Genomic DNA, 23,832 nt, shown 5'->3' with positions numbered 1-23,832 from the left:
TGATGTCCCTGGCCCTGGCCCAGGCCAGGGCCCAGCTCGGGCGCACGGCGCCCAACCCGTCGGTTGGCTGTGTGCTGGCCAAGGGCGATCGCATCATCGCTACCGGCGCGACCGCCGATCAGGGCCGACCGCATGCCGAACGCGTCGCCCTGGACAAGGCCGGTGACGCCGCGCGGGGCGCAACCGCCTATGTCACGCTGGAACCCTGCGCCCATCATGGCCAGACCCCGCCCTGCGCCGAGGCGCTGGTCGAGGCGGGCATCGCCCGCGTGGTCATCGCCTGTCACGACCACGACCCGCGTGTCGCCGGCAAGGGCGTCGCCATCCTGAAGCAAGCCGGGATCGAAACCGTCAATGACTTCCTCCGCGCCCGGGGGGAACCGCTCTATTCCGCCTTCTTCCACCGGTTGAAGACCGGACAGGCCTCGCTCTACCTGGATCAAAGGCCGCTGACCTACGAAGCGAGGATCGAGAGCGAGACGCTGGACGCGCTGCGTGTTGAGCTCGCAGAACTGGGGGCGAAGGGGATCAGCCGAGCCCATCTTGATCCGTCAAGCCGGCTTGCCCAATCGGCCCTTGCGGCCGGCCTGGTTCACACGCATCGTTAATATTCCCCGGCTAGGGTCTGGACGATCGAACACATGTATCCAGGAACCCGCCGATGACAGGTCGCAAGATCGAATACACCAAGCTGGACCAGATGACGGTCGACGCCATGTGCGAGCGGCATGAACGGCTGTGGTCCGGTCGTTCCGGCGGTGCTCGGGCGAGCTTTGCCTATACGATCCTGGAAAACCTCGACCTGTCCGGCCGCGACCTGTCCGATGCAGACTTCTCCGGCGCCGTCCTGCGCGGTGCGAATTTCACCGGAACGACCCTGAATTCCAGCGTTCTGTTCGCCGCGGACCTGCGCCAGGCCAACCTGGAAGGCAGCTCGCTGCGGCGCGCCGATCTGCGCGGCGCCATCATGCGCGGCGCCAATCTGACCGGGGCGGATCTGACAGAAGCGGATATGCGCGAGGGCGCGATCGCCGAGATCGACAAAGAGAAAGGTCTCGCCATCCTCAAGCATCGCACCCAGGAAAACGATGCGGGCATGGCCAATTTCACCAGCGCCAACCTGTCACGTTCGAAAATGGCCGGTATTACCGCCCAGACCGCCGACTTCACCGATGCCATGCTGCTCGGGGCGCGCATGATCCGCGCCAATCTGCGGGGTTCAACCTTCCAGGGCGCCAATCTTGAAGGCGCCGACATGTCCGGGGCCGACCTGACGGATGCGGACTTCCAGGACACTGTGATGATCGGGGTCAAGACCACCATGGCCAAGACCCAGGGCATGAAAACCGAAGGCGCTTTGACCAGCGCGCCGGTCGGCATTGACCCCAACGATCTGGACGAACCGATTGCCCAGCAGATCGCCGAGCATGTGCGTTGGTGCGAATCCGAGGGCCGCGAAGGCAAGCCGTCCCTGTTCGACAAGACCGATCTGCGCGGCCTGCAATCCCTGGCCGGTAAGACGCTGACCGCTTTTCACGCCCGTGGCTCCACCCTCTACGGGTTGGACCTGGAAGGCGCGCAATTGCAGGGCGCGCGCCTCGAACGGGCCGATCTACGCATGGTTTGCCTGCGCGGGGCCGATCTGCGCGGAGCCGATCTGACCGGCGCCAATCTCAATAATGCCGATCTGCGCGATGCGCGTTTCGGGCCGTTGCTGCTGGAAAATGACCGTCTTCTGCCGGCCTCGCTGGCTGGCACCAAGGCACGCTATGTCGATCTGCGCGGCGCCGATCTGCGCCAGGCCAAGGCCACCGGGGCTGACTTCTCCTATTCGCGCCTCGAGGGCGCGGATGTCTCACGCGCCCGCTTCTCCGGCTCCTGCTTCACCGGCACCACGGTCAGCGAGGACTTTGCCGAGCAGGTCGAGGACCTCGACGGCGCGGTTGATCTGAACGCGGCCTAGGTCAAACTCAGTCCCAAATACACAACGGCAGACCGTGGGGGGCGGCCTGCCGTGTCGTGTGGAGTTTCATCGGAGGAAAACGGGGCGCTTAGGCGGCCTCGGTTTTCTTCCCTTCGATCAGGGTCGAGCTCTTGCCCTCGCCATTCTTGATGGCGATGGAGCGCGGCTTGGCTTCCTCGGGGATTTCCCGCAGCAGCTGGACCGAGAGCATGCCATTCTTCAACTCGGCGCCGGAGACCTTCACATGGTCGGCCAGGTGGAAGCGGCGCTCAAAGGCGCGCTCGGCAATCCCGCGATGCAGGAAGCGGCGAGTATCGGTCTCATCTTCGCGGGCAATGCGGCCGGTGATGGTGAGCTGGTTGTTCTGGACCTGCACATCAAGATCAGCCTCGCCGAAACCGGCAACGGCCAGCTCGATCAGGTATTCGTCTTCACCAATGTGCTGAATATTGTAGGGCGGATAGCCTTGGGTTTCCGCCTTCGTCGCGTTGTCCATCAGGTTCGCGAGCCGGTCGAAACCGACAATAGAACGATAAAGCGGATTCAGATCAGTCGTACGCATAATTCCCTCATCCTCAATTGAGCGATAGGTTTTGATGTCGACCTGCCGTGCCATGGGCCCCGGCGGGTCAGGGCCCCGTTGCGGCGACCCATGACATCCAGATGGGAAGGCGGTTTGAGCGGCGCAAGGGGCAGCGCTCACAAAATCCTCAATTGCCAGCCCACAAGGCGCGCTCTAGTTAATGATCAAACATCTCTAGGGAGTATCCGCACCATGTATCGTAATTCGCTGACCCTGATCGGTTTGGCCGCCCTCACCCTGGGCGCCTGCAGCAATGGCACCGAGACCGAAGCCCCGGTGAGCGACACCGCTCCGGCAGAAACAGCGGCCGCTGCGCCAGCGGCTGAAACGGCAGCGCCGGCCCAACCGGGCGTGGCCAGCCTCGAGGCGGCGATTGCCGGCGAATGGCGCGGTGAGCGCGGCGAGCGCGACCAATTCCGCAACCCGGCGGAAACCCTGGCCTTCCTCGAAGTCGACCCGTCCTCCACCGTGCTGGAAATCTGGCCCGGCGGCGGCTGGTATGCCGACATCCTTGCGCCGTGGCTGGCCGGCAATGGTGGCACCTATATCGCCGCCCACTTCCCGGCTGATGCCGCCAGCGAGGGCCGCCGCGCCTCGCGCGAGCGCTTCGAGCAGCGCTATGCCGATACCGCCCTGTATGGCGACATCGTTATGTCCGGCTTTGATGACACTACGGACGCCCTGGCCGAGCCGGGCAGTGTCGACACCATCCTGACCTTCCGCAACGTGCACAACTGGATGATGGGCAATTACGCGGAGAAGGCCTTTGCCGATTTCTACACGGCTCTGCGCGAAGGCGGCACGCTGGGTGTTGTGGAACACCGCCTGCCCTCGACCCGCGAGCAAGCCTCCAATGGCGGCTCCGGCTATGTGCAGCAGGCCTATGTCATCCGCCTCGCCGAGGAAGCCGGTTTCGAACTGGTCGGCACATCTGAAATCAATGCCAACCCGGCCGACACCGCAGATCACCCGTTCGGTGTGTGGACGCTGCCGCCCTCGCGCCGTTCGGCCGGCCGCGGTGAAGAACCGGCCGCGGACTTCGATCGCGCCTTCTATGACGCCATCGGCGAAAGCGATCGCATGACCCTTCTGTTCCGCAAGCCGGAAGCCGCTAGCGAATAATGCGCCTGACCCGCGCTCTTCTGGGCCTGGCCCTCCTCCTGGTTCCGGCATCCGCCGCGGCCCAGGAGGAGGAGCGCATCGCCGGCCCGCTGTCGATGTTCTTCCCGCGCTGGACGGATTATCTGTCGATCGAGGAAGACCGCCGCAGCCATTTCACGCTTGGCTATCAGATCTCGTCCGACCGCGGCGTGGCGCCCGGCGAAATCCGCATGCGCTACACGCTGGATGAGGATCTCCACGGCTTCGCCCTCGATGCAAACGGCTTTGTCCTCAACCGCCCCGATGCCGCGGCCTTGGAAGCCAATCCCGATGTCTGGATCAATCAGCCCGAGGGCGGAATGAGTCTGGCCATGCGCTTCATGGTCGATATGGCCCCTGCGCTGACCTACGACACGGAGGAGCTGCGCCTCGCCACCGGGCAGGCCAATGATGCCATGCGCACGGTCGGCGGTGTGGCCGCTATGTTCGCGCCGCAAATGCGCTCGATCGTCTTCGTCTTTGACGGTCCGGCACCACAGGCCTGGGGCCTTGAGAGCGATGGCGACCGCACGGCTCTCACCGTGCAGGAAAACCGCGTCATCTATCGCCCGCGCGATCGGCGTAATCGCCGCATTGAAAGCCTGAGTTTCGGCCGCGAACCGGTCCGTATCCTGCTCGACAGCTAGGCCGCCGCGCCTTGCAGCAGGGCCAGCGCTTCAGCGTGCAATTGCGCATTGGCTGCGGCCAGGACCTGACCGCCCTCGGCCGCGGATCCGCCAGACCAGTTGGTGACCACCCCGCCAGCCCCGGTGACGACCGGAATGAGGGCATTGACGTCATAGGCCTGAAGACCACTTTCCACCACCAGATCAACACCGCCGGCCGCAATCATGGCATAGGCGTAGGCGTCATAGCCGAAGCGGACCAGCTGGCACGCATCGGAGACGGCCGAGAAGGCGTCGTATTCGAGGCCTTTGAAGAGATAGGGGTCGGTTGTCGCCATCGTTGCCCGGGACAGCGCCGGGGTCTGGCGCGCCTTGAGCGCCAGGCGCTTGCCGCCATGATCGAGCCAGCTTTGGCCCGGCAGGCCGACGAAACGCTCACCGGTATGAGGCTGATCGATAATGCCAAGCTGGGGAACCCCGTCGACCGCGAGGGCGATCAGCACGGTCCAGCACGGCAGTCCGGAAATGAAGGCCCGCGTGCCATCGATCGGATCGATCACCCATTCGCGGCCATTGAGGCCCGGCTTGCGGCCGAATTCCTCGCCGAAAACACCGTCCTCAGCGCATTCGACCTGCAGGATGGCCCGCATCGCCTCTTCCGACGCCTTGTCGGCGGCTGTGACCGGGTCGAACCCGGTATCGAGCTTGTTGTCGACCGACAGGCCGGTACGGAAATAGGGGCGGATCGCCGCGCCGGCGGCATCGGCCAGGGTGTTGGCAATTTCCAGATCGCGGGAAAAATCAGTCTTGGTCATGGCGAAGCGCCTAGCATGGAGCTCTACTCCAGGCTAGGCGCTTCCAGGTCCCCCGACCATGACCGTCTCAGTCCCCATTGACGGGACCGATGATAATGCCCTTTCAGGCCGCGTCGTTGGCGGCTTCATCAGGCTCGAGTGATTTGGCAAGTTCGAGAAGACGTTTGCGCGGACGCTCGCCAAGCCGGTAATAGGCCCGGATCAGGTCCACGGTTTCCTTCTGCGACAACACATCGGCTGCCAGATAAGTGTCTTCATTGGCGGCTTCATCGCGTCGCGACAGGCCTTCATAGAAATACTGCACCGGCACATCGAGCGCTTCGGCGAGCTCGAACAGGCGACTGGCGCTGACGCGGTTGGCGCCACACTCATATTTCTGGATTTGCTGGAAACGGATACCTACCGATTCAGCGAGCTGCTGCTGGGTCAGGCCCAGCAGACGACGCCGGCGGCGCAAACGCTTTCCAACGTGGAGATCAATATCATTCGTCATAACTACTCGCGGCCTCGTCTTCGCGTAACAACCTGCGCCGCACTGGGACGCACGCCTCAGAGGGGAGCAAAGCGCGTGCCGGGCGAAGACAGCTACCAGTCTTCGCCTGAACTGGGCATGATTATGACGTGAATTGGCCCGACCAGGGGTATTCGCCTAGATAGCTGATAAAACTATCCATTTCGGCCTTGAGAGAGGCGAAATTCTCCGCCAGGGCGACCCGGTGCTCGTCAAGATAGAGCCGCCGGGAGATCTCAATCTGGATCGCATGAACACCCGTTTCGGGGCGCCCATAGTGTTCAGTCGTGAAACCACCTGCATAGGGAGTGTTCCGAACTGTAACAAAACCCTGCTTGCGCAGGCGACGCTCAATCAGGTCCGCGAAGCCGGGATGGCAGGACCCTCCAAAGCGGTCGCCGATGACCATGTCCACGCCGCGGGCCGACTGGTCTGGCATGGAGTGGACATCAACCAGAAAAGCCTGGCCGAAGCGGTCGCGGACCTTTTCCAGCTGGGCCTGAACCGCAGCATGATAGGGCTGGTAATAGCGCTGCAGCCGCGCCTCTGCCTCGGCGACCTTGAAGCGGCGCCGATAAAGCGGCCGCCCGTCCGCGGCGATGCGCGGGATCACACCGAGCCCCGAGGCCGTCCGGCGCGACCCGCGATCGGCGGTGTCCGGAAGACGGTCGGAATACATGTTCGGATCCAGCTCGCGCGGACTGCGATTGACGTCGACAAAGACACGCGGGAAGAGCGCACACACCGTGGTGATGCCCTTTTGATGGGCGCCCTCGATCAACTGGTCGACATAGGCATCCTCGGAGCGGCGCAGCTGGCTGACACTGAGCAGGGTCGATTGCCGCAACTCCCCCTCATAGGCGCGCCCAGAATGCGGTGAGGACATGACCAGCGGCACCTGCACCTCGGCCTCCGCCTGCGCAATGGCGACCACGTCGCAATCCGGGCCCGGGTTTGCCGCTGCGCCGTCTTTAGACGATGATAAGGGAGCGAGGGTCATGGTCTGAATGTGAGCAGCTGCTATCGCCCGGTCAAGCGTTGCAGCGCGTTCAGCGGGTTTTTACTTTAGCCGTCTATGGTGCCGGCAAGTTTTTAGATTCGTAAGGGTGGGAAACCGAAATGGCTAAGATCCTTCTGGCGGAAGATGATGATTCCATGCGTGACTTCCTGGCCAAGGCGCTCAAGCGTGCCGGCCATGATGTGAAGGTATGTTCCGATGGCGAAGAAGGCCTGGACGCAATCGGCGAGGATCCGGCGACGTTCGATCTGCTTCTGACCGATATCGTCATGCCAGGCGTTGACGGGATCGAGCTGGCGCGCCGCGCCACCGAGGTCGATCCGGCGCTGAAGGTCATGTTCATTACCGGCTTTGCCGCCGTGGCGCTCAATCCGGGTTCCGGCGCGCCGACCAATGCGAAAGTGCTGTCCAAGCCCTTCCACCTGCGCGAACTCGTCGATGAGGTCGCCCGCGTGATGGCTGCGTAACGACGGCCTGATCGCCGCGCTGACAGCGTTCAAAGCACCCGCTGAAACGACGAAGGCCCGCCAAATGGCGGGCCTTCTTCTTTGCATGACACAAGGGTCGTGCCGGTCTTACAGGCCACCCGGGCCGCAATCATTCGCCAGATAGCTCTCGATCCGGGTCAGGAATTCGCGGTGGTGACGCGGATACCAGGGCAGGCTGTGCGGCATGTCGTCGACGACCATCAGCTCGGCATCCACCCGGTTGCGAACCGCATTGTAGAAGTCGCGGGAGTGGAAGAGCGGCACGCGCACATCGCGATCACCATGGAACAGGAAGATCGGGATATTGGCCTGGTCCGTATTCAGGATCGGATCCATGCCGCTAACCGTGCGCCCCTGGAAGGCGCGCTGGATACGGCTGTCACTCCAGTTGTTACCGATATTGCCCAGGTCAGCCACACCGGCGCCGGCAATGGCACACTGATACGGGCTATTCTCCCGAACAACAGCGGCGATGGACGCGAAACCACCGTAGGAATAGCCGAACATGGCGATCCGGTCCGGATCGGCAATGCCCTGCTCGACGAGCCAGGCGGCACCGTCATCCTTGTCGTCCTGCATGGCCAGGCCCCATTCGCGGTCGCCGGCACGCCACAATTCGAGGCCGAAACCGGTCGACCCACGATACTGCGGACGCAGCACGGCATAGCCGCGCGAGGTCAGGAACGGCACCCAGCCGGAGGCATCCCAGTTCGTGGTGTCACGGGCCCAGGGACCACCATGCGGGTGGATGATCGTCGGCAGCGGACCGTCTTCCGGGGTCCAGCCTGCCGGCAGGTCGAGAATGCCAGGAATACGCAGGCCGTCACGGGCCTCGTAATAGACCAGTTCGGAATCCGCGAGATTGTCGCTGTCGATCCACGGACGGGACTGACCAAGAAGCTGCAGCTCGCCATTCCGGAAGATGTAATAGGCCGGCGGCTGCGCACCGCTGGAAACCGAGAACAGGATCGTGTTGAGGCCGTTTGCGGTGTCCATGATGGAGACATAGGCATCCGGGAACAGACCGTTGAGCGCTTCTTGCGTCGCGTTCATTGCACCATCGAGCCAGTAGACCTCGCTACCGCGCGGGCCACCATAACGGAAACCCATCACCGAAGAAGAGTTTTCGCTCTCATCACCAAAGATCAGGCCGGTGATGGAGTAACGCGGATGCGCCAGGATCGGACCGTCAGACAGGCTGCGGGTCGCCGGATCATAGGCGTAAACCTGGGCCAGATCGGAATACAGGTCGGTGATGATGTAATACTGGCCACTGGCTTCATCACGGCCGGCCACAGACATGGTGTGGCGCGAGGCCAGCGAGTAGGCCAGCGTCTCATGGACCTCGAATTCCCCGGTTTCCGGATTGAGGAGATAGATCCGGTTCTCATACTCGTTTTCGCCAACCGGCTCGAGCTCTTCGCGCGCGAGAACGGTGCCGTCACGACGGTCGAACAGGGCCGGAGAGGTCCGGCCACCACCGCGGAACATGAATTCCTGTTCGCCGGTACGCAGGTTCATCCGGTAGAAGGCGGCGCCGAGGGAAATCGGGTTCAGGCGCGAGATGATGATACGGTCCGGGTCGAGCGGCAGCGAGGACACCACGCTGGTCGTACCGGCAATCTCGAGACAGCGGCGCAGGTTTTCACCAATACCCAGAGCCCGGCCGCCGGTTTCGAAGGCCTCTTCAAACTCTCCATGGGTGGCGTCGGTCAGATAGACCTGGTTGACGAAAGTCGCGGTCGCACCGGTGACACGGCCTTCGCCGCAACCACCCAGCTGACCGGTCCACTCCTGGCGGCCGATGGCAAGGATCTGGCCGTGCTTGAGGGCAGAACCGGCAATCCACTTCATGCGGTCACCGCTCGGCGTGATGACCGGCGCGGAGCCGGCGTCAGCCAGGTTCCAGGTGGCCAGAGCGGTATCGCCATTATCGCTCCCCGGGGCGGCGACGATCGCCACGACCAGATCGCCTTCACGGCTCAAGGACACGCTTTGGATATTCGGTACGCGCGCGAAGGCTTCGACCGGGATTGGTTCGGCCGTGATATCGGCCGAGGCCCCCGAAGCCAGGCCCAGCATTGCGGCCATGGATACGAGACAGCGCTTGATCATGCGGATCTCCCCTAGAAATTACACACTGACTGAGCCCTTAAAGATGGTCTCCCGCTCAGTCCTGACAAGTGAAAACAAGTTAAGCCAACGAGCGGTCGTTTGCCTACGGCTTGTTTCATTAAATCACATAAAAAGAGGGCGACGGCATGCCGTCGCCCTCCCAATCCAGTATGGACTTCTTCTTAGAACGTCTTGGTGACGCGGAAGAAGCCGGTACGGCCACGCAGGTCGTACTGGGTGCCGGAGATCGGCACGTTACCACGGCGGCTAGCAACACCCGAAGAGATCAGCGGCGGATCTTCAGCAAAGATGTTGGAGACACCGACGAGGATGCCAAGGCCATCGCCCTGCCAACGCACGGAGGCGTCGTGGTAGACGCGCTCGTCAGCGACGATGTCACGCCATGCGGTCGCACCGAAGTAGGTGGTGTCCGCAGACAGGCCGAAGATATCTTCGGAGGTCGCACCGACATAGTCCATGAACCAGGAGTAGGTGAAGTCGCCGCGGTTCAGGGACACGCGTGCATTACCAACCCATTCCGGATCGCCGATGGAACCGTTGAAGTCGCTGGTGTCGAAACCAGATTCCAGGGCCGGATCGAACAGGAAGACAACGTCTTCGTTCGTCTTGGTCGCCTGGGCTTCAACCGTCAGGTCACCGAAGGAGAACTCGTGCTCGTAGCGGACGGTGTAGTCGACGCCAGAGGAGATCTGGGAGTTCACGTTGATGTAACCGTCGAGAACCGTCTGGATCGCGAACGGGTTCACCGCATCGGTACCCGGGTTACGGGTGAAGAGGCTACAGAACGCGTTCGGATAGTTGTTCGCGCTGTAGCAACCGCCGACGATGGCGCTGGAACCCAGCTGCGAGATCTGATTGTTCACTTCGATGTCGAAGTAATCAATCGCGACGCTCAGAGCGATGGATTCCGGCGTCCAGATGACACCGAGGGTAGAAGCGTTGGAGGTTTCCGGCTCGAGGAAGCCAGCACCACCGCCAGAGATCACGGTCGCGGAAGATGCACCACCGGCGAAGTCAGACGGGATACCTTCAGCGGCACAGTTCGCCTGGATGTTGGTGTTCGTGCTGTTGCCCCAATCGATACACGGGTCGATCGCGAGCTGGCCAACGAACGCCGTCTGGTTGCCCAGGAAGAGTTCGAACAGGGCCGGAGCACGGTAGGACGTACCCTTCGTACCGCGGACGCGGAAGGTCGGGGTGACCTGCCAGTTGAAGCCTGCTTTCCAGACGTCACCCGAACCAGCGGACTCGTAGTCGAATGCGCGGCCGGAAACGTTCAGGGACAGGTCCTCGATGAAGGTCATGCCGTTGAGCAGCGGGATTTCCATCTCAGCGAAGATTTCCATCACGCTGTCTTCACCCTGGGTAACCAGAGCAGAGGATTCACCCCAGAGATCGCCGTTCTGAGCCAGAGCATCCGGCTGATCGTCGATCGAGAACTCACGGTATTCAATACCGAAAGCAGCACCAAGCGGGCCAGCCGGCAGCTCGAGGAGCTCACCGGTCATGACAGCGTTCAGGGTCAGCTGCTCATAGACAGTGTTGCCGAGGGTATTAGCCGTCAGCGCGTCATAGACAGCGTCGCCATAGTTGCCGCTCAGGAAGTCCGCAGAGAACGGATCATAGATCGGTGCATTGGTGTCGAAACGGACATCACCGGAAACCGAAGCCACGATGGAGTTACGGCCATAATCACCGCTGGAACGAGAATACGTACCAGAAGCGGTCCAGGACCAATCAGCAATCGGGCCAAACCAGTCACCGAAGCTGCCGTCCATCTGCGACGTCAGCGAGTAATAGTCGACCTGGACATTGCCATTGGACGGCCAGATGGTGACCGGCTGGGACAGCGCCAGAGCGCCATCATAGGTCGGATCATCAGCATAGCCGTAGATGCCGAAAATGCCCTGGATGGTGGAACCACCGATGAGCGGGAAGAACTGACGCCAGCCCTCAGACGTGGTTTCACGACGGTTGAACAGGAATTCGTTCTCCCAGTTCACGCCACCGAGGATGTCGAGCTCGAAATCAGACTTCGCGTAGACGCTGAAGCGCTCCTGGCGGTTGATCGCGTCGGTGGAAGCGTACAGCGGGCTGTTGAGGACGTCCTCGTAGAACGCAACGCCGCCCGGATCGTCGTAACGACCGTTTTCGCGCGGACGGTAACCCGGGATCGGGCCGGCCGTGGAAGACGGATCCGGAATGTAGCGCAGGCCCGTCAGAGCGTCGATTGCGGTGTTGAAGTAGATGTTCGAGCAACCGGAAAGGTCGGTGCCAGCCGTGATCGAGCGGTCTTCGCGGTCGATACGGTTGCCGCCCGGAGCGTCGAAGAAGTACGGCTCGGAGCAACGCAGATAGTCGCGATCGCCGACCGAGAGGTCTTCACGCAGCTGGTATTCAGCAGCGAGGACCACGGAACCACGGTCGAAGTTCAGACCATATGCGCCGTTCACGGTGTAGGTCTCACCGCCGCTCTCTTCCGGCAGGGAAGCCGCGATGGTCAGTTCCGGAGCGTCAACGCGGTCACGCGTGATGACGTTCACAACACCGGCGACGGCGTCAGAACCATAAACAGAAGACGCACCGTCTTTCAGGATCTCGGAACGCTGAATGATGGAAGCCGGGATCACGTTCAGGTCGAACGCACCCACTTCACCACGCGTACCGGCCGGACCCGGACGGTGACCGTTCAGCAGGACCAGGGTACGGCCAGCGCCAAGACCACGCAGGGAGATCGAGTTCACACCCGTACCACCCTGGACGACGAAGCCGCCGAACTGGTTGTTGAGCTGGAAGGAACCGGCTGCGACGGAAGCCGTCTGCAGCATCTCGGCGGTGTCGACGAGACCTTCGAGCGTAGCGATTTCCGCGGTGACCACCTGGATCGGCGCGGTCGAAGAGAATTCAGAGCGGCGGATCAGGGAACCCGTGACCGTGATCACGTCCTGTTCTTCAGCTTCTTCCTCTTCGGCTTCTTGTGCATAGCCAGGTGCAGCAGCGAGACCGATCGCTGCCAGACCGGCCAGCATGCTGGAACGCAGCAAGCCTGAGCGTTTCATTTTCATACGAAACTCCATATCTGTATGAATTCTTTCATTCCCCAATGCGCGGAACCGGCTGCCCACCACTCCCCTGGTGGCCCGGCGGCGAATACCGCTTACACGCTGCCGGTGATGCTCTAGCGAGAGTGGTTGCGTTGCAAGCCTCTTGGCCACGAATCTGTCTTGATTGAGCCACATTCACTGCGGCGTGTTGCATTTATGTCATTTCGTATACACATCCACGCAAGCTGAGGACCATTCCTGGGTGAATTTCAGTCCCTGCAGAGAGCGTTTTGGGGGAATCGGCCCGGTTTGAGGCCGGAAGTCTGGTCCTGGCGCCAGCGAACTGCAATCGAAGCCGCAATCCGTACAAACGAAGCTTGAACTCGCTGCACCGCGGCGCTAAACACCCGTCTCCGCATCGGATGGGCGATTAGCTCAGCGGGAGAGCACTTCGTTGACATCGAAGGGGTCACTGGTTCAATCCCAGTATCGCCCACCATCCACTTCCTACCTCACATACGCTGAACCACCTTAGCCATCGCTGTGATCGGCCGACTGCGCTGTATTCCCACGCCCCGCTTTCACATCCGCGCCGAATACCCTATCTCCCCAGATAACGAGGGAGAAAGCCATGGAAGCGCGTCTGAAATCCGCCTTGGAAACCGTCATCGAACGGCAGTCCGGACGGGATATTGTGGATGCCGGGCGGGTTGAATCCGCCGCGGTCATGCGCGACGCCGTGACCATCGTTCTGGCACCGCCGGTCGCCGGCGACCCCGACCTCGACCGCCTGCAGCCTGAGATCGAAGCTGCGGTGGCCAAGATTGATGGCATCAACAAGGTCCGCGTGGTCATGACGGCGCATCGCGAGCAGAGCGCTCAAAAGCAGCGCCCGGCCCCGAAGCAGCCGCAACAGCCCCAGCGCGCACCGGCGGATCGCCCGGCCAAGCGCATTCTCGCCGTGGCCTCGGGCAAGGGCGGGGTCGGCAAGTCGACCGTCGCAGCCAATCTGGCGGCCGCCCTGGCCAAGGACGGCCTCAAGGTGGGCCTGCTCGATGCCGATATCTACGGCCCCTCCGCACCGCGCCTGTTCGGTCTCAATGACGTGCCGGGCCTGCGCAAGACCGAGAAAGGCGTACAGCCGATCGAGGCGCATGGCGTCAAGATCATCTCCATGGGGTTCGTGGTGAAGCCGGGCGCCCCGGTCGTGTGGCGCGGCCCGATGGTCCAGGGCGCCATTCGCCAGTTCATGACCGAGACCGACTGGGGCGGGCTCGACGTGCTCATTCTCGACATGCCACCGGGAACCGGTGATGCGCAGCTGGCCATCGCCCAAGACCTGCCCGTCGATGGCGCTGTCATTGTCTCCACTCCGCAGGACCTGGCTTTGGATGACGCCCGCAAGGCGATGGGCCTGTTTGAGCAGACACATGTGCCGGTGCTGGGCATTGTCGAGAACATGTCGGTCTTCATCTGCCCGCATTGCGGCGGCAGCAGTCATATCTTCGGCACCGGCGGGGCCAAGGCGGAAGCCGAGCGTATCGGCGCGCAATTCCTCGGCGAGATCCCGCTGCATCCCGACTTGCGCGCCCGCTCCGATACCGGCGAACCGGTGGCGCTGGACGATGGCCCGATCGGTTCGGCCTTCCTGAAAACTGCCCAGGCGGCATTAGCGGCGGCCGAGGAAGCCTCTAAACCTTTACCCGAGATCGTCTTCGACTAGGCAGGACTGGCGTCATGATCGGCAAGGCTATTCTTCGCAAAGGGTATATCTATATCGAGCATGAGTATGTCAGCTCGGTTGCCGATGTGCTGCAACGTATCGAAGACGCCGCGATCCTCATAAAGGACGGGGCACCGCACCGGCTCCTCGTGGATGCGCGCTATTTCCATCGCACCTGGCAGCCTGAACAAGGTGGCACTATTGTGGATGCTGTCCGGCACAGCTTGCCGGAAGACACCCGCATCGCCCTGATGCTGTCACCCGAAATCCCGGCGCACGCACGCCCGGTGCTCGGCGGGCTCAAAGCCGCCGGCTGGCAGGTCGGGCATTTCACCCAAGAAGACGAAGCCCTGACCTGGCTGCTCGCCACGGATTAGCGCACGGGTTTGAGCCCGCTGGCCTGGATACCGCCGGGCGCTTCCACCCCGAAAACCGCGCGCACATTCTCTTCGCTCAAAGCCGTGTCCGGCGCCGCATCGGCACGGATTTGCCCCTCCTGCATCAGCACGACCCGATCGGCATAGCGCGCGGCCAGGTCAAGCGCATGCAGCGCCATGATGACCAACCGCCCGGCCTTGGCCTCGGCGGCCACAATGTCCATCACAGCCAGCTGATGCTTCAGATCAAGCGCCGCGGTCGGTTCGTCGAGCAAGAGCACCGGGGCCTGCGTCGCCAACATGCGGGCGAGATGAACCCGGGCCCGCTCGCCCGATGACAGCGTATCAATCCGCCGCGCGGCAAACGCCGTGACCCCGGCCCGCTGCATCGCCGAGGTAATCGCCGCCTCGTCGGCGTCACTCAACCGGCGCAGGGGTTTGCGGAAGGGAATACGCCCCAGCGCCACCAGACTTTGCACATCGAGCGGCCAGGCTTCGCGACTTTCCGCGGGCAGGTAGGCGATCTGTCGGGCGCGCTGACGCGCGTCGAGGCCGCCCACGGCCTGCCCGTCGAGCTCCACCTGGCCACGGTCAGGCGGCAGGAGCCCCGCCGCAAGACGCAGCAGCGATGACTTCCCGGCCCCGTTCGGACCGGCCAGGGCGATCAGTTCGCCTGCCCCGGCAGACAATGAGAGCGAGTGCAGAACCGGGCGTCCGCCGAGCTCCAGTCTGGCCTTGTCAAAGCGAATCCCGGTCATGGCGCCACCTTCTGATTGGCCCGCACAAGCCAGAGGAAGAAGGGCGCTCCTATCAAGGCGGTCAGCACGCCGAGATAGAGCGGCATACCAGGCCCGGAGAGCAGTCGCGTTGCCGTGTCGGCCAGGCTTAGCAGCACTGCTCCCGCCAGGGCGGACGGCAGGACCAGGGCGCCGGCCCGGTAGTGGACGAAAGGACGCAGAAGATGCGGCACAACCAGACCAACAAACCCGATCGCACCGGCCACGGCGACGCCGCCACCGACGGCCAGCGCCGTCCCGGCCACCACGCTGAGGCGCAGCCGCCCCAGATCGACGCCCAGGCTGCGCGCGGTTTCCTCCCCGAGACTGAGCGCATCGAGACCGCCCCGCGTCAGCATCAGCAGTATGAAACCGGCCCAGATCAAAGGCAGGGCGAAACCGGACTCGCTCCAGCTGGCATCATTGAGCGACCCCATCAGCCAGTAGGCGATCTCCGCCAAGGCCCAGGGATTGGGGGCGAGATTCATGATCAGCGCGGTAAGCGCTGTCGCCGTCGCACCGACAGCGACCCCGGCGAGGATCAAGGTCGTCGCCGCAGCCCGCGGGCCGGCGAGCATCAGCAACAGTGCCACGCCGCACCCGGCCATCATGATTGCGGCCAGCGGAACCGCCAGCAAGGACAGACTGGAAAGCCCCAGATACAGCGCCAGAACCGCGCCCAGGCCGGCACTGGCGGACACTCCGACAACACCGGGATCCGCCAGGGGATTGCGGAAAAAGCCCTGCAGGACCGCACCGCTGGCGCCAAGACCGGCCCCGATCAGTACGCCCAACAGCGCGCGTGGCAGGCGCAATTCGCGCAGGATCTGGACATCAAGCCCCTGTCCGCCCGTCAGCGCTGCAAGCAGGGCCCCAGGACCGAGCCAACCATCACCGGCAAACAGGGCGAGCGCAAACGCCACCAAGACCAGGACGGTGAGAACAAGATATCCCCGCAAGCTCATTGCACCGCCTCCCAACGGTCGATCGCGTCGGCAATCACTTCCGCCGCGTCGATCAGGCGCGGCCCCGCACAGGGCCAATATCCGGCTGGAATATCAATGCGCAATGCGCTTTCGAGAAGGCGATCATAGGCCGAGTGATAGCGTGCCCGGGACAGTCGTCCGGCATAGCCATCGGTGAAGAAGCTGGTCAGCAGGATATCGGCCTCCAGCCCCAGCGCCAGCTCCGGATCCGAACGGGTCCAGCCGCTGGCCCCGGCCGTCGCCATGACATTAATGCCGCCGGCTGCCGTGATCGCCGCATCGACATAGGTCCCCTGCCCGGCCGAACCGCCCGAGGCGCTGAGATAAGCAATGCGAGGACGCGCACTACGCGCCTCGTTTCGTTCCCGCAAGCCGGCAAGTCGGCGGTCGAGGGCCTCAATCTGGGCTTCGGCCGCCGCCTCCAGACCCGCGGCCTGCCCCAGACGGCGCAGGTTGGCCTGGACCGCGGCGAAATCCTCGCCCCAGATCAGGCTAGCGACCTGACGCCCCACACGTTCCAGCATCGGCCCGGCGCGTTGGCCCTCGCCGGGAGAGAAGACTGCGAGCCCCGGGTCGAGACGCAGCAGGCCCTCCACCGACGCCGATGCTGTCGGCAGCTCGCGCGCCCAGTCCGGGGCGGCAGAGACGGGATGATCGACCTGCCAGGACAAGGCTCGGATTTGTGTCCGGGGCACCAGGGCCAGCACATAGGCATCGGCACACAGGCCGGTCGATACGACACCGCCATCCAGCGGTGCCGCATCATTGGCCCAGGCTTCAGCCGCGATGCAGGCGCAGGCCGAGATAAACAGCCCGGCCCGGCGTGTGATAGCCAAATACATCCTGATAATCCTCGTCCAGGAGGTTCTCCCCCCTCACATAAAGCTCCATACCGTCACGGGCCGCCCAACGCACCTGGCTGCTCACCAGGGTGTAGGAATCCAGCGTGACCGGCTGGAAACTACCGAAGTCGGTATCACCCTGCTTGCCCGTATAGTCGGCGCTCAGGGAGGCCGATACCGGGCCGCCCGGACGCCAGCTCACGGTGACCGAAGCGAGATGTTCCGGCCGGCGGATTTCCGCGGCGCTTTCCTCTTCGCTTTCCATCCAGGTCGCCGAACCGAAAACCGAAACCCCCGGCGACAGATCGAGCTGGCCGCTCAGCTCCAACCCCTTGCGCGTCGACATCCCACTTGCATTGGCCGCAGTGAAGGGGAAAACAGAGAAATCAGTGAAGATCTCGTCTTCCAGCTCGCTCGAGAAATAGGTCACAGACGCGCTGGCACGATCATCGAAAAGGCTGTGCTCCCAGCCGATTTCCCAGCCCTGCGAACGCTCGGGAACAAGGCCCGGATTGCCGAGGAAAAAATCAGGGAAGAAGCCGAACAGCTCGAACATGCCGGGATTTTTCACCCCTTCGCCGATGCTGGCGCGCAGCCGTCCCCCGATACCGTCAAAACTCCAGCCCGCCCCGGCACGCCAGGTCGCGGCATCATCGAAGAGATCATTATTGTCGTGCCGGACCGACAGCGTCAGGTCGAGAGGACCGCGAGCCAGACCGTAGTCAAAGGCTAATGAATGCGTCTCGACCGTACGGGTCTGATTGGCTCCATTGCCCGGTCCAGCATCATTCTTGACCTTGTCGCGCTCGCTTTCCATCAGACCGGTCAGGCGGTGCGAGACCGGCCCGCTCTGCCAGCGTGCCGAGAGCTGATAGCGCAGCTGACGACGCTGCCCGAGATTGCGGCCAGTGCGTATCCCATCTGCGAAGCTGCGGCTGCGATCATCCGTCAGCCGGGCGGCCAGCTGGTGCGACAGGGTCAGTCCGCCCAGCTCGCTGTCCCCGGCCAGCGTCAGGCCCGAGAAGAATTGCTCGCCGTGACGTTCGCGGTCTGTGTCGTCCAGCGCGCCGTTGAAATCGAGATCCGCATCGGACGCGCTGACATAATCGATCCAGCGGGCCGCACCTTCGATCGACCAGCTGGAGCCGAGCTCGGCATAGGCGCTTGCCGCCGCCTGGGTGTTCTCATAACCATCGCGCTCTCCGCCCAGACCGGAGATATCGATACCCGCGCTGTTAAATTCGCCAAGGCTCAAAGCAAGTCCGCGGGATGGCCCGCCGGCGGCGAGCCGCGCTGAGATGCGGCGTGTGTCGAAACTGCCCGCCTCGACCCGCACCACACCGCTAACCCCCTCAGCGGGCCGTGCCGACTGCAGGGCGATGACACCGCCAATGGCATCCGCACCCCAGAGCGCCGACTGCTCGCCCCGGGCCACTTCGATACGGGTCAGGTCGTCAAACAGGAAGTTGGAAAAATCCGCCTCGCCCGTGAAGGGGCTGGCGGCTTCGATACCGTCGATCAGAACCAGGACATGATTGGCCTCGGCGCCACGGGCCCGGATCTGGGTCAGCGACCCGGCTGGCCCCGAACGAGAGATCGCCAGTCCTGGCACCGCGCGCAGGATGTCAGCCGCGAAGAGCGGACCGCGGGCCGCCAGCTCAGCCTCGCCCAGCACGGACACGCTGACCGTGGCATCATCGGCGGCAAGCGGCAGGCGGGCGGCCGTGACAAGGATGGTTTCATCAGGATCCTGCGCCAAGGCCAGGCCGGGAAATGCGAGCAGGCCGAGACCGCTCGCGATGAGTTTTCGTTTGTATACAGGCACGTTACGTCTCCATAGCAGTAACAGCCGGGGGCCCTAGGGCTCCGGCAAACAAGCAAGGAGTCGTCTCAGACGGTAAACCGCGCCGGCTTCGTGAACTCCCGCACGAACGGACGGACGACGGTAATGGCAGGTCTTCCGGCTTACGGGTCACAGCGAACGATGCGCCTTCCCGGTCCGGACAAGTCCGGCCCAGTGGCCATGTGCACCGCCGCTCACCGATTACGGCTGCGGGGACAGCGCCGGACTGGGCTTGCCCTGGACCATGATCCAGGACGCGCCGCACCGGCTTCCCGATTAATCCCTTGCGGGAACCATTACGCGGCGGACGCTATGTCCAGCCTGGTTGAAAAGCAAGCGGGGGTACGATGGGAGGATATCGTCGGAACACACCGCGTCAGCGGTTGTTGAGATCAGCCAGCTGGGTTTCCAGATCGCGGATACGCTGGTGTAGCTTGCGTTGCTTGACCTGTTCCGGTGATGATAGCTGAGCCTCGAGCGCCTGCAGGTCGCGGCGAGTCTTGTGCCAACGACGCCAGAGCATGAAGATCCGCGGCCCGTCGACAAGATAGCGCTTCCACATCCGGCGCGGCTCCTGGATCAGGCGGTGCAGCCATTCCAGCCGCGCCTCTTGCATCCAGACCGGAGCCCGCTCGGCCTTGCCGCCGAGGAAATCGAGAGAGGCGCCGACACACAGGCCCAGACCGGTACAGTCTCCCCGGTCAAGACAGGCCTCGGCCACCAGCTCCTGTTGCGGCGAGCCGACGCAGAAGAAAACGAAACGGGCCGGATTGTCGGCGACAAACTGCGCCGCCTCGGCGATGGCCTCGGGCTTGTTGCGCAAACCCATCGGCGGTTCATGCCACCGCACATCGCGCAATCCGTATCGCACCTTCACGGCTTCGATGACATCGGCATCTCCGCCAATCACCGTCACCGTTTCATGCGGATCGATGTGATGGTCGAACAATTCGGCCGTGAGGTCGGAACCGGGCGATATATGGATGGTTTCGCCGGAGACCTTGCCCAGCAATTCGAGCACGCGGCTGTCGCATACCGTCAGCCAGGCCTGCGCGTAGAGCCGGGCCAGGACGGTGTCGCGTTCGAGACGGACGAGGTGATCGACATTGGGCGTGACTACAAAGGCAAACCCGGCGCCGGCCGGGCGCTCGGTGATCCGGCGCACTGCGGTGTCGAAGCCGATCTTGTCGAACGCAGAATTGAGGAACCAGACATGACGCGAACCGCGGCGACGGTCGCTATTCGTGTCAAAATTCAACATATCGGCCATGTAGCCCGTCCCATTTCGCGTCAGAAGCGTGTTTTCGCTGCGATCCGGTGCAAGCCGTGCGCCGATTTTTTCGCCGCGATGCATCCAAAACGGATCCGCGCGGCATCTACTCGACACAGGGGCAGATAAGTGAGGTCAGGTCATGTTGGTCAAACCGTTGATCATTGCCGGTATTTTGAGCGTCATCGCGGCAGTCCCCGCGACTGTTCCAGCCCTGTTTGGTGTGCCCGTGACCCTGTCGGTGGGCCCGCTGGCGGCTGAATTCCAGCCCGGCGAGGCGGCCGATCTCGATCTCGTGACGGATTGTGCGGTTCGCGGATGTCCCATTCTTGCCGTGGCAATCGGCGAGGACTTCCGCATCCGGCTCTAGTCGCCGCGGCGCTGGCGCCTGAGTTCGAAACGATGCGGGCTCAGCGTCTCGGCTCCGGAGAGCTCCAGGGCCAAGGGTTCAGCACAGATTTCCGACAGAACCTGCTCCGCCAGCAAGGGCGCGTGGGCAAAGCCGCGGGACCCCAGACCGGAGAGAATCCAGCCCGCGTCATCCCTGTCCCAGCGCCCGGCCACGGGCAAGCGGTCCGGGGTTGAGGCGCGCACGCCGGACCAGGTTTCGACAACCGTTTCCGGCAGCCGGCCGGCGAGCTCCGGCAATCTCTCCAGGGCTTCAGCGCGGAAGGCCTGAACGGCGCCGGCGTCCGGCCCCGCCACCTCACCCTTTATATGCGTCGCCCCGAGCAGGAGGCGGCCATCTGCTGTCGGACAGGCATAATGCCCCCAGGTCACCGGCTGGGCCGGGACATCGGCCTCGAACACGGCGACCTGTCCCGCGCTAGGCGAAATATCGGGATGGTCAGCGCGATGGCCCCGCGCATCGATGATGCAGAACGCGCCTGCGGGCAAAGCGGCCAGAACCGGAGTATCTGCGATCAACTCGGCCACCAGGACAGACGGCTCAAACCAGCCCGCCTCCAGCATGTGCAGGCGATCGCCATCGACGCGGATATCGCTGCCCATCAAGTCCGCGACACCCGAATAGCGGGCGATGTCTTTTTGACCGGTCAGCTGGCGGATCACCCCGCCAGGATGAAATCCGTTCAGCCCGTCATAAAGTCGGCGAGCATAGGCAAAGGCAGCCAAGGTCGCGCGCACATGCGGGCGATCAGCCCGTTCCAGCCGCGGGGTCAGCATGCCGGCCGGAGCCGAGGACGCACCGCCAGCCGGCCCGTTCGGGTCGATGAGCACCACCTCGCGCCCGCGCCGGCGGGCGGCATGGGCGAGGCTGGCGCCGGCAATCCCGGCTCCGAGAATGGCGATCGGCCGTGTGTCGGCTTGCCGCTCTGGCTTACCCTCACCCTGGTAGATCGCCTCGAGCCGTTCGCGCTTGCGACCAAAGCCGGGCTGTTTGCTGACTGCGAACCCGGCTGCCTGGAGGCCCCGACGCACCGCACCGGCCACGGTAAAAGTGCCAATCCGGGCCCCCGGACGTGACAGGCGGCCGACATGATCGAGCACGGTTTGCGACCACATGGCCTCATTGCGGGCCGGAGCAAATCCGTCAAGAAACCAGGCGTCCACGAGCGCATCCACCTGCCCCAGCGCGGCTTCGGCCTCATCATGGAAGACGGTGATGGTGAAGCGGTCCTCGGCGAAGATCATGCGATGCGGCCCCTTAAGCCGCGGCGGCCATTGCGCCAGGAGCTGGTCGCTGAGCCCCTGTAGATCCGGCCAGGCCTGAAAGGCTCGCGCCGCCTGTTCACGGCTCAGCGGATGCTTCTCGACACTGATGAAGTGCAGCCAGCCCCCCTGCGGCCTGTGCTCGCGCCACATCTGCCATAGGGCCAGGGCATTCAGCCCGGTGCCAAAGCCCAGCTCGCCAATGGTATAGTGTGAACGCCTGTCCCACGCCGCCGGCAGATCGCAACCGGCGAGGAAGACGGCCCGGGTCTCTTCCAGCCCGTCCTCGGCGGAGAAATAGACATCGCCATAATCACTGGCCCGCGGCCCGGAGGGCTGCGACCAGTCCAGCTCCGGCGGATCGCAGATCAGCCGGCCGCTAGCCATCACAGGGACTGGGTGAATTTGGCGAAGGCCATGAGACCTTCGGGCCAGGGACCCTGTCCGCTGGCCTCGGTGAAATGTCCGGCCTCGCCCGCATTTCCGAACTGGACACCCCAGTCGCGCGCCCAGTGCTCGGCTTTCTCCACCGAACAGGTCTCGTCATTGGAACTCGCCAGCATCAACCCCGGGAAACCCAGCGGTTTGCGCGGCACCGGCGCGAACCCATGCCCCGGAAACTTCTCTTCCAGAGCGTCACGCTCCCAGTCAGATGCCCCCACCAGGAAAGCGCCGGCAATCTTGTCGGTGTTGAGCTCCGGTGCCGCGTGAACCACGGTCAACACGCCAACGGAATGCGCGACCAGGATGGCCGGCTTTTGCGCAGCCTCAACGGCCTCGATCAGCCGGGCGGTCCAGGCAGCGCGCTCTGGCTTGTCCCAATTGTCCTGCTCGACACGGCGGGCCGTCGACATCTTCTCGACCCAGCGGCTCTGCCAGTGAAAGGCGGAGGAATTGCCCAGGCCGGGAATGATGAGGATTTCGCTGTCTTTGATCTTCATGCGGTCCTTCTAGCGCGTCGTCGCCCAGATGCCAGCCCCACATATGAAAAGCGCGGCACCCATAGGGTACCGCGCCTCAGGTCGCTCGCCGGTGCTTCAAGCCGGCGCGCGGAGGGAAGGCTTAGCCAACCTCATTCGGAATCTGATCCAGAGCCGTTTCGAGCTCGGCAAAGCTCGGCTGCATCTTGCTCGGCACACCTCCGCGACCGATCTCAACGGAGATCTGGGCAGCATTGCCGTGCAGGTGAGCCACAAGCACATCCTGGATGATCTTGTAGAACTGGTGCTCCTCGTCATAGACGGCCGTCAGATAGGAGGCGAACGGCCCCACGAAACCGTAGGCGAGGAAAACGCCGAGGAAGGTGCCGACCAGCGCGCCGCCGATATAGCCACCCAGAACAGCGGGCGGGCTCTCGATCGCGCTCATCGTCTTGATCACGCCGAGAACCGCGGCAACGATACCCAGGGCCGGCAGGCCATCCGCCAGCGTCTGCATGGCATGAGCCGGGGCAGCGGCCTCGTGATGGTGCTTTTCCAGCTGCTTTTCCATCGCGTCTTCGACCTGGTGCGGGTCTTCCAGGTTCATGGTCATCATACGCAGCGTGTCGCAGATAAAGTCGACCGCGAAATGGTCTTTCATGATGCGGGGATAGCGCGAAAAAATAGCACTGTCGGCCGGGTTCTCGATATGGCTTTCGAGCGCGATAACGCCCTTCGTCTTCATCGTCTTGGTCAACAGGAACAAGAGCGACAAGAGATCTGTATAGTCCTGCGCCTTCCACTTCGGCCCGGCAAAGATCTTGCCGAGATCGCCGAGGGTCTTGGTCACCACTTTAGGCTTGTTGCCGATCAGGAAAGCGCCAACTGCGGCGCCGCCGATCATCATCATCTCAAAGGGAAGCGCCTTGAGGATCACGTCGAAATAGCCGCCTGCGAGCGCAAACCCGCCGAAGACCATGACGAACACGACCACAATGCCGATAATCTGGAACATCTACCCGTCCACCTGTGCTTTCGGACCTCATTTATTCGTCCGATTAAGGCGCACTATGACCGGTTAAGCTTAATGTCCCGTTGAA

Annotated in this window: 22 protein-coding genes, 1 tRNA gene and 1 riboswitch; of the genes, 9 read left to right on the top strand and 14 right to left on the bottom strand. The window is 63.3% G+C overall.

What is annotated here, in order from left to right; genetic code table 11:
- Positions 1-2 precede the first annotated feature (2 nt).
- Both ribD and Q1V51_RS10490 read left to right on the top strand, forming a co-directional pair.
- Positions 3-608 (top strand): bifunctional diaminohydroxyphosphoribosylaminopyrimidine deaminase/5-amino-6-(5-phosphoribosylamino)uracil reductase RibD, encoded by a 606-nt coding sequence (gene ribD / locus Q1V51_RS10495; RefSeq protein WP_366522738.1) that lies wholly within the window; start codon positions 3-5, stop codon positions 606-608.
- Between the two features lie 53 nt (positions 609-661).
- Positions 662-1,963 (top strand): pentapeptide repeat-containing protein, encoded by a 1,302-nt coding sequence (locus Q1V51_RS10490; protein ID WP_300556091.1) that lies wholly within the window; start codon positions 662-664, stop codon positions 1,961-1,963.
- Positions 1,964-2,051: 88 nt separating this feature from the next.
- On the opposite strand, the gene Q1V51_RS10485 is transcribed toward Q1V51_RS10490, so the two are convergent.
- Entirely contained in the window at positions 2,052-2,525 is a 474-nt protein-coding gene (locus Q1V51_RS10485) for an Hsp20 family protein (protein ID WP_300556089.1), read from the bottom strand.
- 213 nt (positions 2,526-2,738) lie between these two features.
- Here Q1V51_RS10485 and Q1V51_RS10480 point away from each other — a divergent pair, with 213 nt between their 5' ends.
- Complete coding sequence (locus Q1V51_RS10480) at positions 2,739-3,668, top strand: methyltransferase (protein WP_300556087.1); 930 nt, start codon at positions 2,739-2,741, stop codon at positions 3,666-3,668.
- Entirely contained in the window at positions 3,668-4,333 is a 666-nt protein-coding gene (locus tag Q1V51_RS10475) for a hypothetical protein (RefSeq protein ID WP_300556085.1), read from the top strand. Before Q1V51_RS10480 ends, Q1V51_RS10475 begins: the two co-directional genes overlap by 1 nt.
- On the opposite strand, the gene hisN is transcribed toward Q1V51_RS10475, so the two are convergent.
- From hisN to Q1V51_RS10460, 3 genes are all read right to left on the bottom strand, one after another.
- Positions 4,330-5,127, bottom strand: a complete 798-nt coding sequence (gene hisN / locus Q1V51_RS10470; protein ID WP_300556083.1) for a histidinol-phosphatase — start codon at positions 5,125-5,127, stop codon at positions 4,330-4,332. The two genes, Q1V51_RS10475 and hisN, sit on opposite strands and share 4 nt — an antisense overlap.
- A 103-nt stretch (positions 5,128-5,230) precedes the next feature.
- The gene (locus tag Q1V51_RS10465; protein ID WP_300528078.1) at positions 5,231-5,620 is read right to left on the bottom strand and encodes a helix-turn-helix transcriptional regulator; all 390 of its coding nucleotides are present in this window, start codon (positions 5,618-5,620) and stop codon (positions 5,231-5,233) included.
- Between the two features lie 121 nt (positions 5,621-5,741).
- On the bottom strand, positions 5,742-6,572 hold the full coding sequence (locus Q1V51_RS10460) for an N-formylglutamate amidohydrolase (protein ID WP_300556081.1): 831 nt from the start codon (positions 6,570-6,572) through the stop codon (positions 5,742-5,744).
- A 185-nt stretch (positions 6,573-6,757) separates the two neighbouring features.
- On the opposite strand from Q1V51_RS10460, the gene cpdR reads away from it, so the two are divergent.
- Positions 6,758-7,123 (top strand): cell cycle two-component system response regulator CpdR, encoded by a 366-nt coding sequence (gene cpdR, locus Q1V51_RS10455; RefSeq protein WP_300556079.1) that lies wholly within the window; start codon positions 6,758-6,760, stop codon positions 7,121-7,123.
- Positions 7,124-7,231: 108 nt separating this feature from the next.
- On the opposite strand, the gene Q1V51_RS10450 is transcribed toward cpdR, so the two are convergent.
- A complete protein-coding gene (locus tag Q1V51_RS10450) occupies positions 7,232-9,259 on the bottom strand; it encodes a prolyl oligopeptidase family serine peptidase (protein WP_300556077.1) in 2,028 nt (675 codons plus the stop codon).
- Between the two features lie 182 nt (positions 9,260-9,441).
- Positions 9,442-12,345: a TonB-dependent receptor gene (locus tag Q1V51_RS10445; RefSeq protein ID WP_300556075.1), complete on the bottom strand. Its 2,904-nt coding sequence runs from the start codon at positions 12,343-12,345 to the stop codon at positions 9,442-9,444.
- 403 nt (positions 12,346-12,748) lie between these two features.
- Here Q1V51_RS10445 and Q1V51_RS10440 point away from each other — a divergent pair.
- The 3 genes from Q1V51_RS10440 (at position 12,749) to Q1V51_RS10430 (ending at position 14,424) form a co-directional block, all read left to right on the top strand.
- Positions 12,749-12,823, top strand: a tRNA-Val gene (locus Q1V51_RS10440).
- Positions 12,824-12,955: 132 nt separating this feature from the next.
- Positions 12,956-14,047, top strand: coding sequence for an Mrp/NBP35 family ATP-binding protein (locus Q1V51_RS10435; protein WP_300556073.1), 1,092 nt, complete (start codon positions 12,956-12,958; stop codon positions 14,045-14,047).
- 14 nt (positions 14,048-14,061) lie between these two features.
- Entirely contained in the window at positions 14,062-14,424 is a 363-nt protein-coding gene (locus tag Q1V51_RS10430) for a hypothetical protein (RefSeq protein ID WP_300556071.1), read from the top strand.
- Here Q1V51_RS10430 and Q1V51_RS10425 read toward each other — a convergent pair.
- The 5 genes from Q1V51_RS10425 to Q1V51_RS10405 all read right to left on the bottom strand — a co-directional run bounded on the left by Q1V51_RS10425 (position 14,421) and on the right by Q1V51_RS10405 (position 20,141).
- Entirely contained in the window at positions 14,421-15,182 is a 762-nt protein-coding gene (locus tag Q1V51_RS10425) for an ABC transporter ATP-binding protein (RefSeq protein WP_300556069.1), read from the bottom strand. The genes Q1V51_RS10430 and Q1V51_RS10425 overlap by 4 nt on opposite strands.
- Complete coding sequence (locus Q1V51_RS10420; protein WP_300556067.1) at positions 15,179-16,165, bottom strand: iron ABC transporter permease; 987 nt, start codon at positions 16,163-16,165, stop codon at positions 15,179-15,181. Before Q1V51_RS10420 ends, Q1V51_RS10425 begins: the two co-directional genes overlap by 4 nt.
- Positions 16,162-17,028, bottom strand: a complete 867-nt coding sequence (locus Q1V51_RS10415; protein WP_300556065.1) for an ABC transporter substrate-binding protein — start codon at positions 17,026-17,028, stop codon at positions 16,162-16,164. The genes Q1V51_RS10420 and Q1V51_RS10415 overlap by 4 nt, the downstream gene beginning before the upstream one ends.
- Positions 16,964-18,853: a TonB-dependent receptor gene (locus tag Q1V51_RS10410; RefSeq protein ID WP_300556063.1), complete on the bottom strand. Its 1,890-nt coding sequence runs from the start codon at positions 18,851-18,853 to the stop codon at positions 16,964-16,966. The genes Q1V51_RS10415 and Q1V51_RS10410 overlap by 65 nt, the downstream gene beginning before the upstream one ends.
- A gap of 107 nt (positions 18,854-18,960) precedes the next feature.
- Positions 18,961-19,184: riboswitch (cobalamin riboswitch) on the bottom strand.
- 63 nt (positions 19,185-19,247) lie between these two features.
- Positions 19,248-20,141, bottom strand: a complete 894-nt coding sequence (locus Q1V51_RS10405; RefSeq protein WP_300556061.1) for a WecB/TagA/CpsF family glycosyltransferase — start codon at positions 20,139-20,141, stop codon at positions 19,248-19,250.
- A 142-nt stretch (positions 20,142-20,283) separates the two neighbouring features.
- Between Q1V51_RS10405 and Q1V51_RS10400 the strand changes: the two genes are divergently transcribed.
- The gene (locus Q1V51_RS10400; RefSeq protein WP_300556059.1) at positions 20,284-20,511 is read left to right on the top strand and encodes a hypothetical protein; all 228 of its coding nucleotides are present in this window, start codon (positions 20,284-20,286) and stop codon (positions 20,509-20,511) included.
- On the opposite strand, the gene mnmD is transcribed toward Q1V51_RS10400, so the two are convergent.
- From mnmD to motA, 3 genes are all read right to left on the bottom strand, one after another.
- A complete protein-coding gene (gene mnmD / locus Q1V51_RS10395; protein WP_300556057.1) occupies positions 20,508-22,199 on the bottom strand; it encodes a tRNA (5-methylaminomethyl-2-thiouridine)(34)-methyltransferase MnmD in 1,692 nt (563 codons plus the stop codon). The genes Q1V51_RS10400 and mnmD overlap by 4 nt on opposite strands.
- Complete coding sequence (locus Q1V51_RS10390) at positions 22,199-22,753, bottom strand: alpha/beta hydrolase (RefSeq protein ID WP_300556055.1); 555 nt, start codon at positions 22,751-22,753, stop codon at positions 22,199-22,201. Before Q1V51_RS10390 ends, mnmD begins: the two co-directional genes overlap by 1 nt.
- A gap of 121 nt (positions 22,754-22,874) precedes the next feature.
- Complete coding sequence (motA, locus tag Q1V51_RS10385) at positions 22,875-23,747, bottom strand: flagellar motor stator protein MotA (RefSeq protein WP_300556053.1); 873 nt, start codon at positions 23,745-23,747, stop codon at positions 22,875-22,877.
- Between the last annotated feature and the right edge of the window lie 85 nt (positions 23,748-23,832).

This window comes from Maricaulis sp. (assembly GCF_030149235.1).
In the GTDB taxonomy this organism is placed as follows: Bacteria; Pseudomonadota; Alphaproteobacteria; order Caulobacterales; family Maricaulaceae; genus Maricaulis.
Note: the sequence above shows the minus strand (reverse complement) of the source record. Positions and strands in the feature narration are given on the sequence as shown.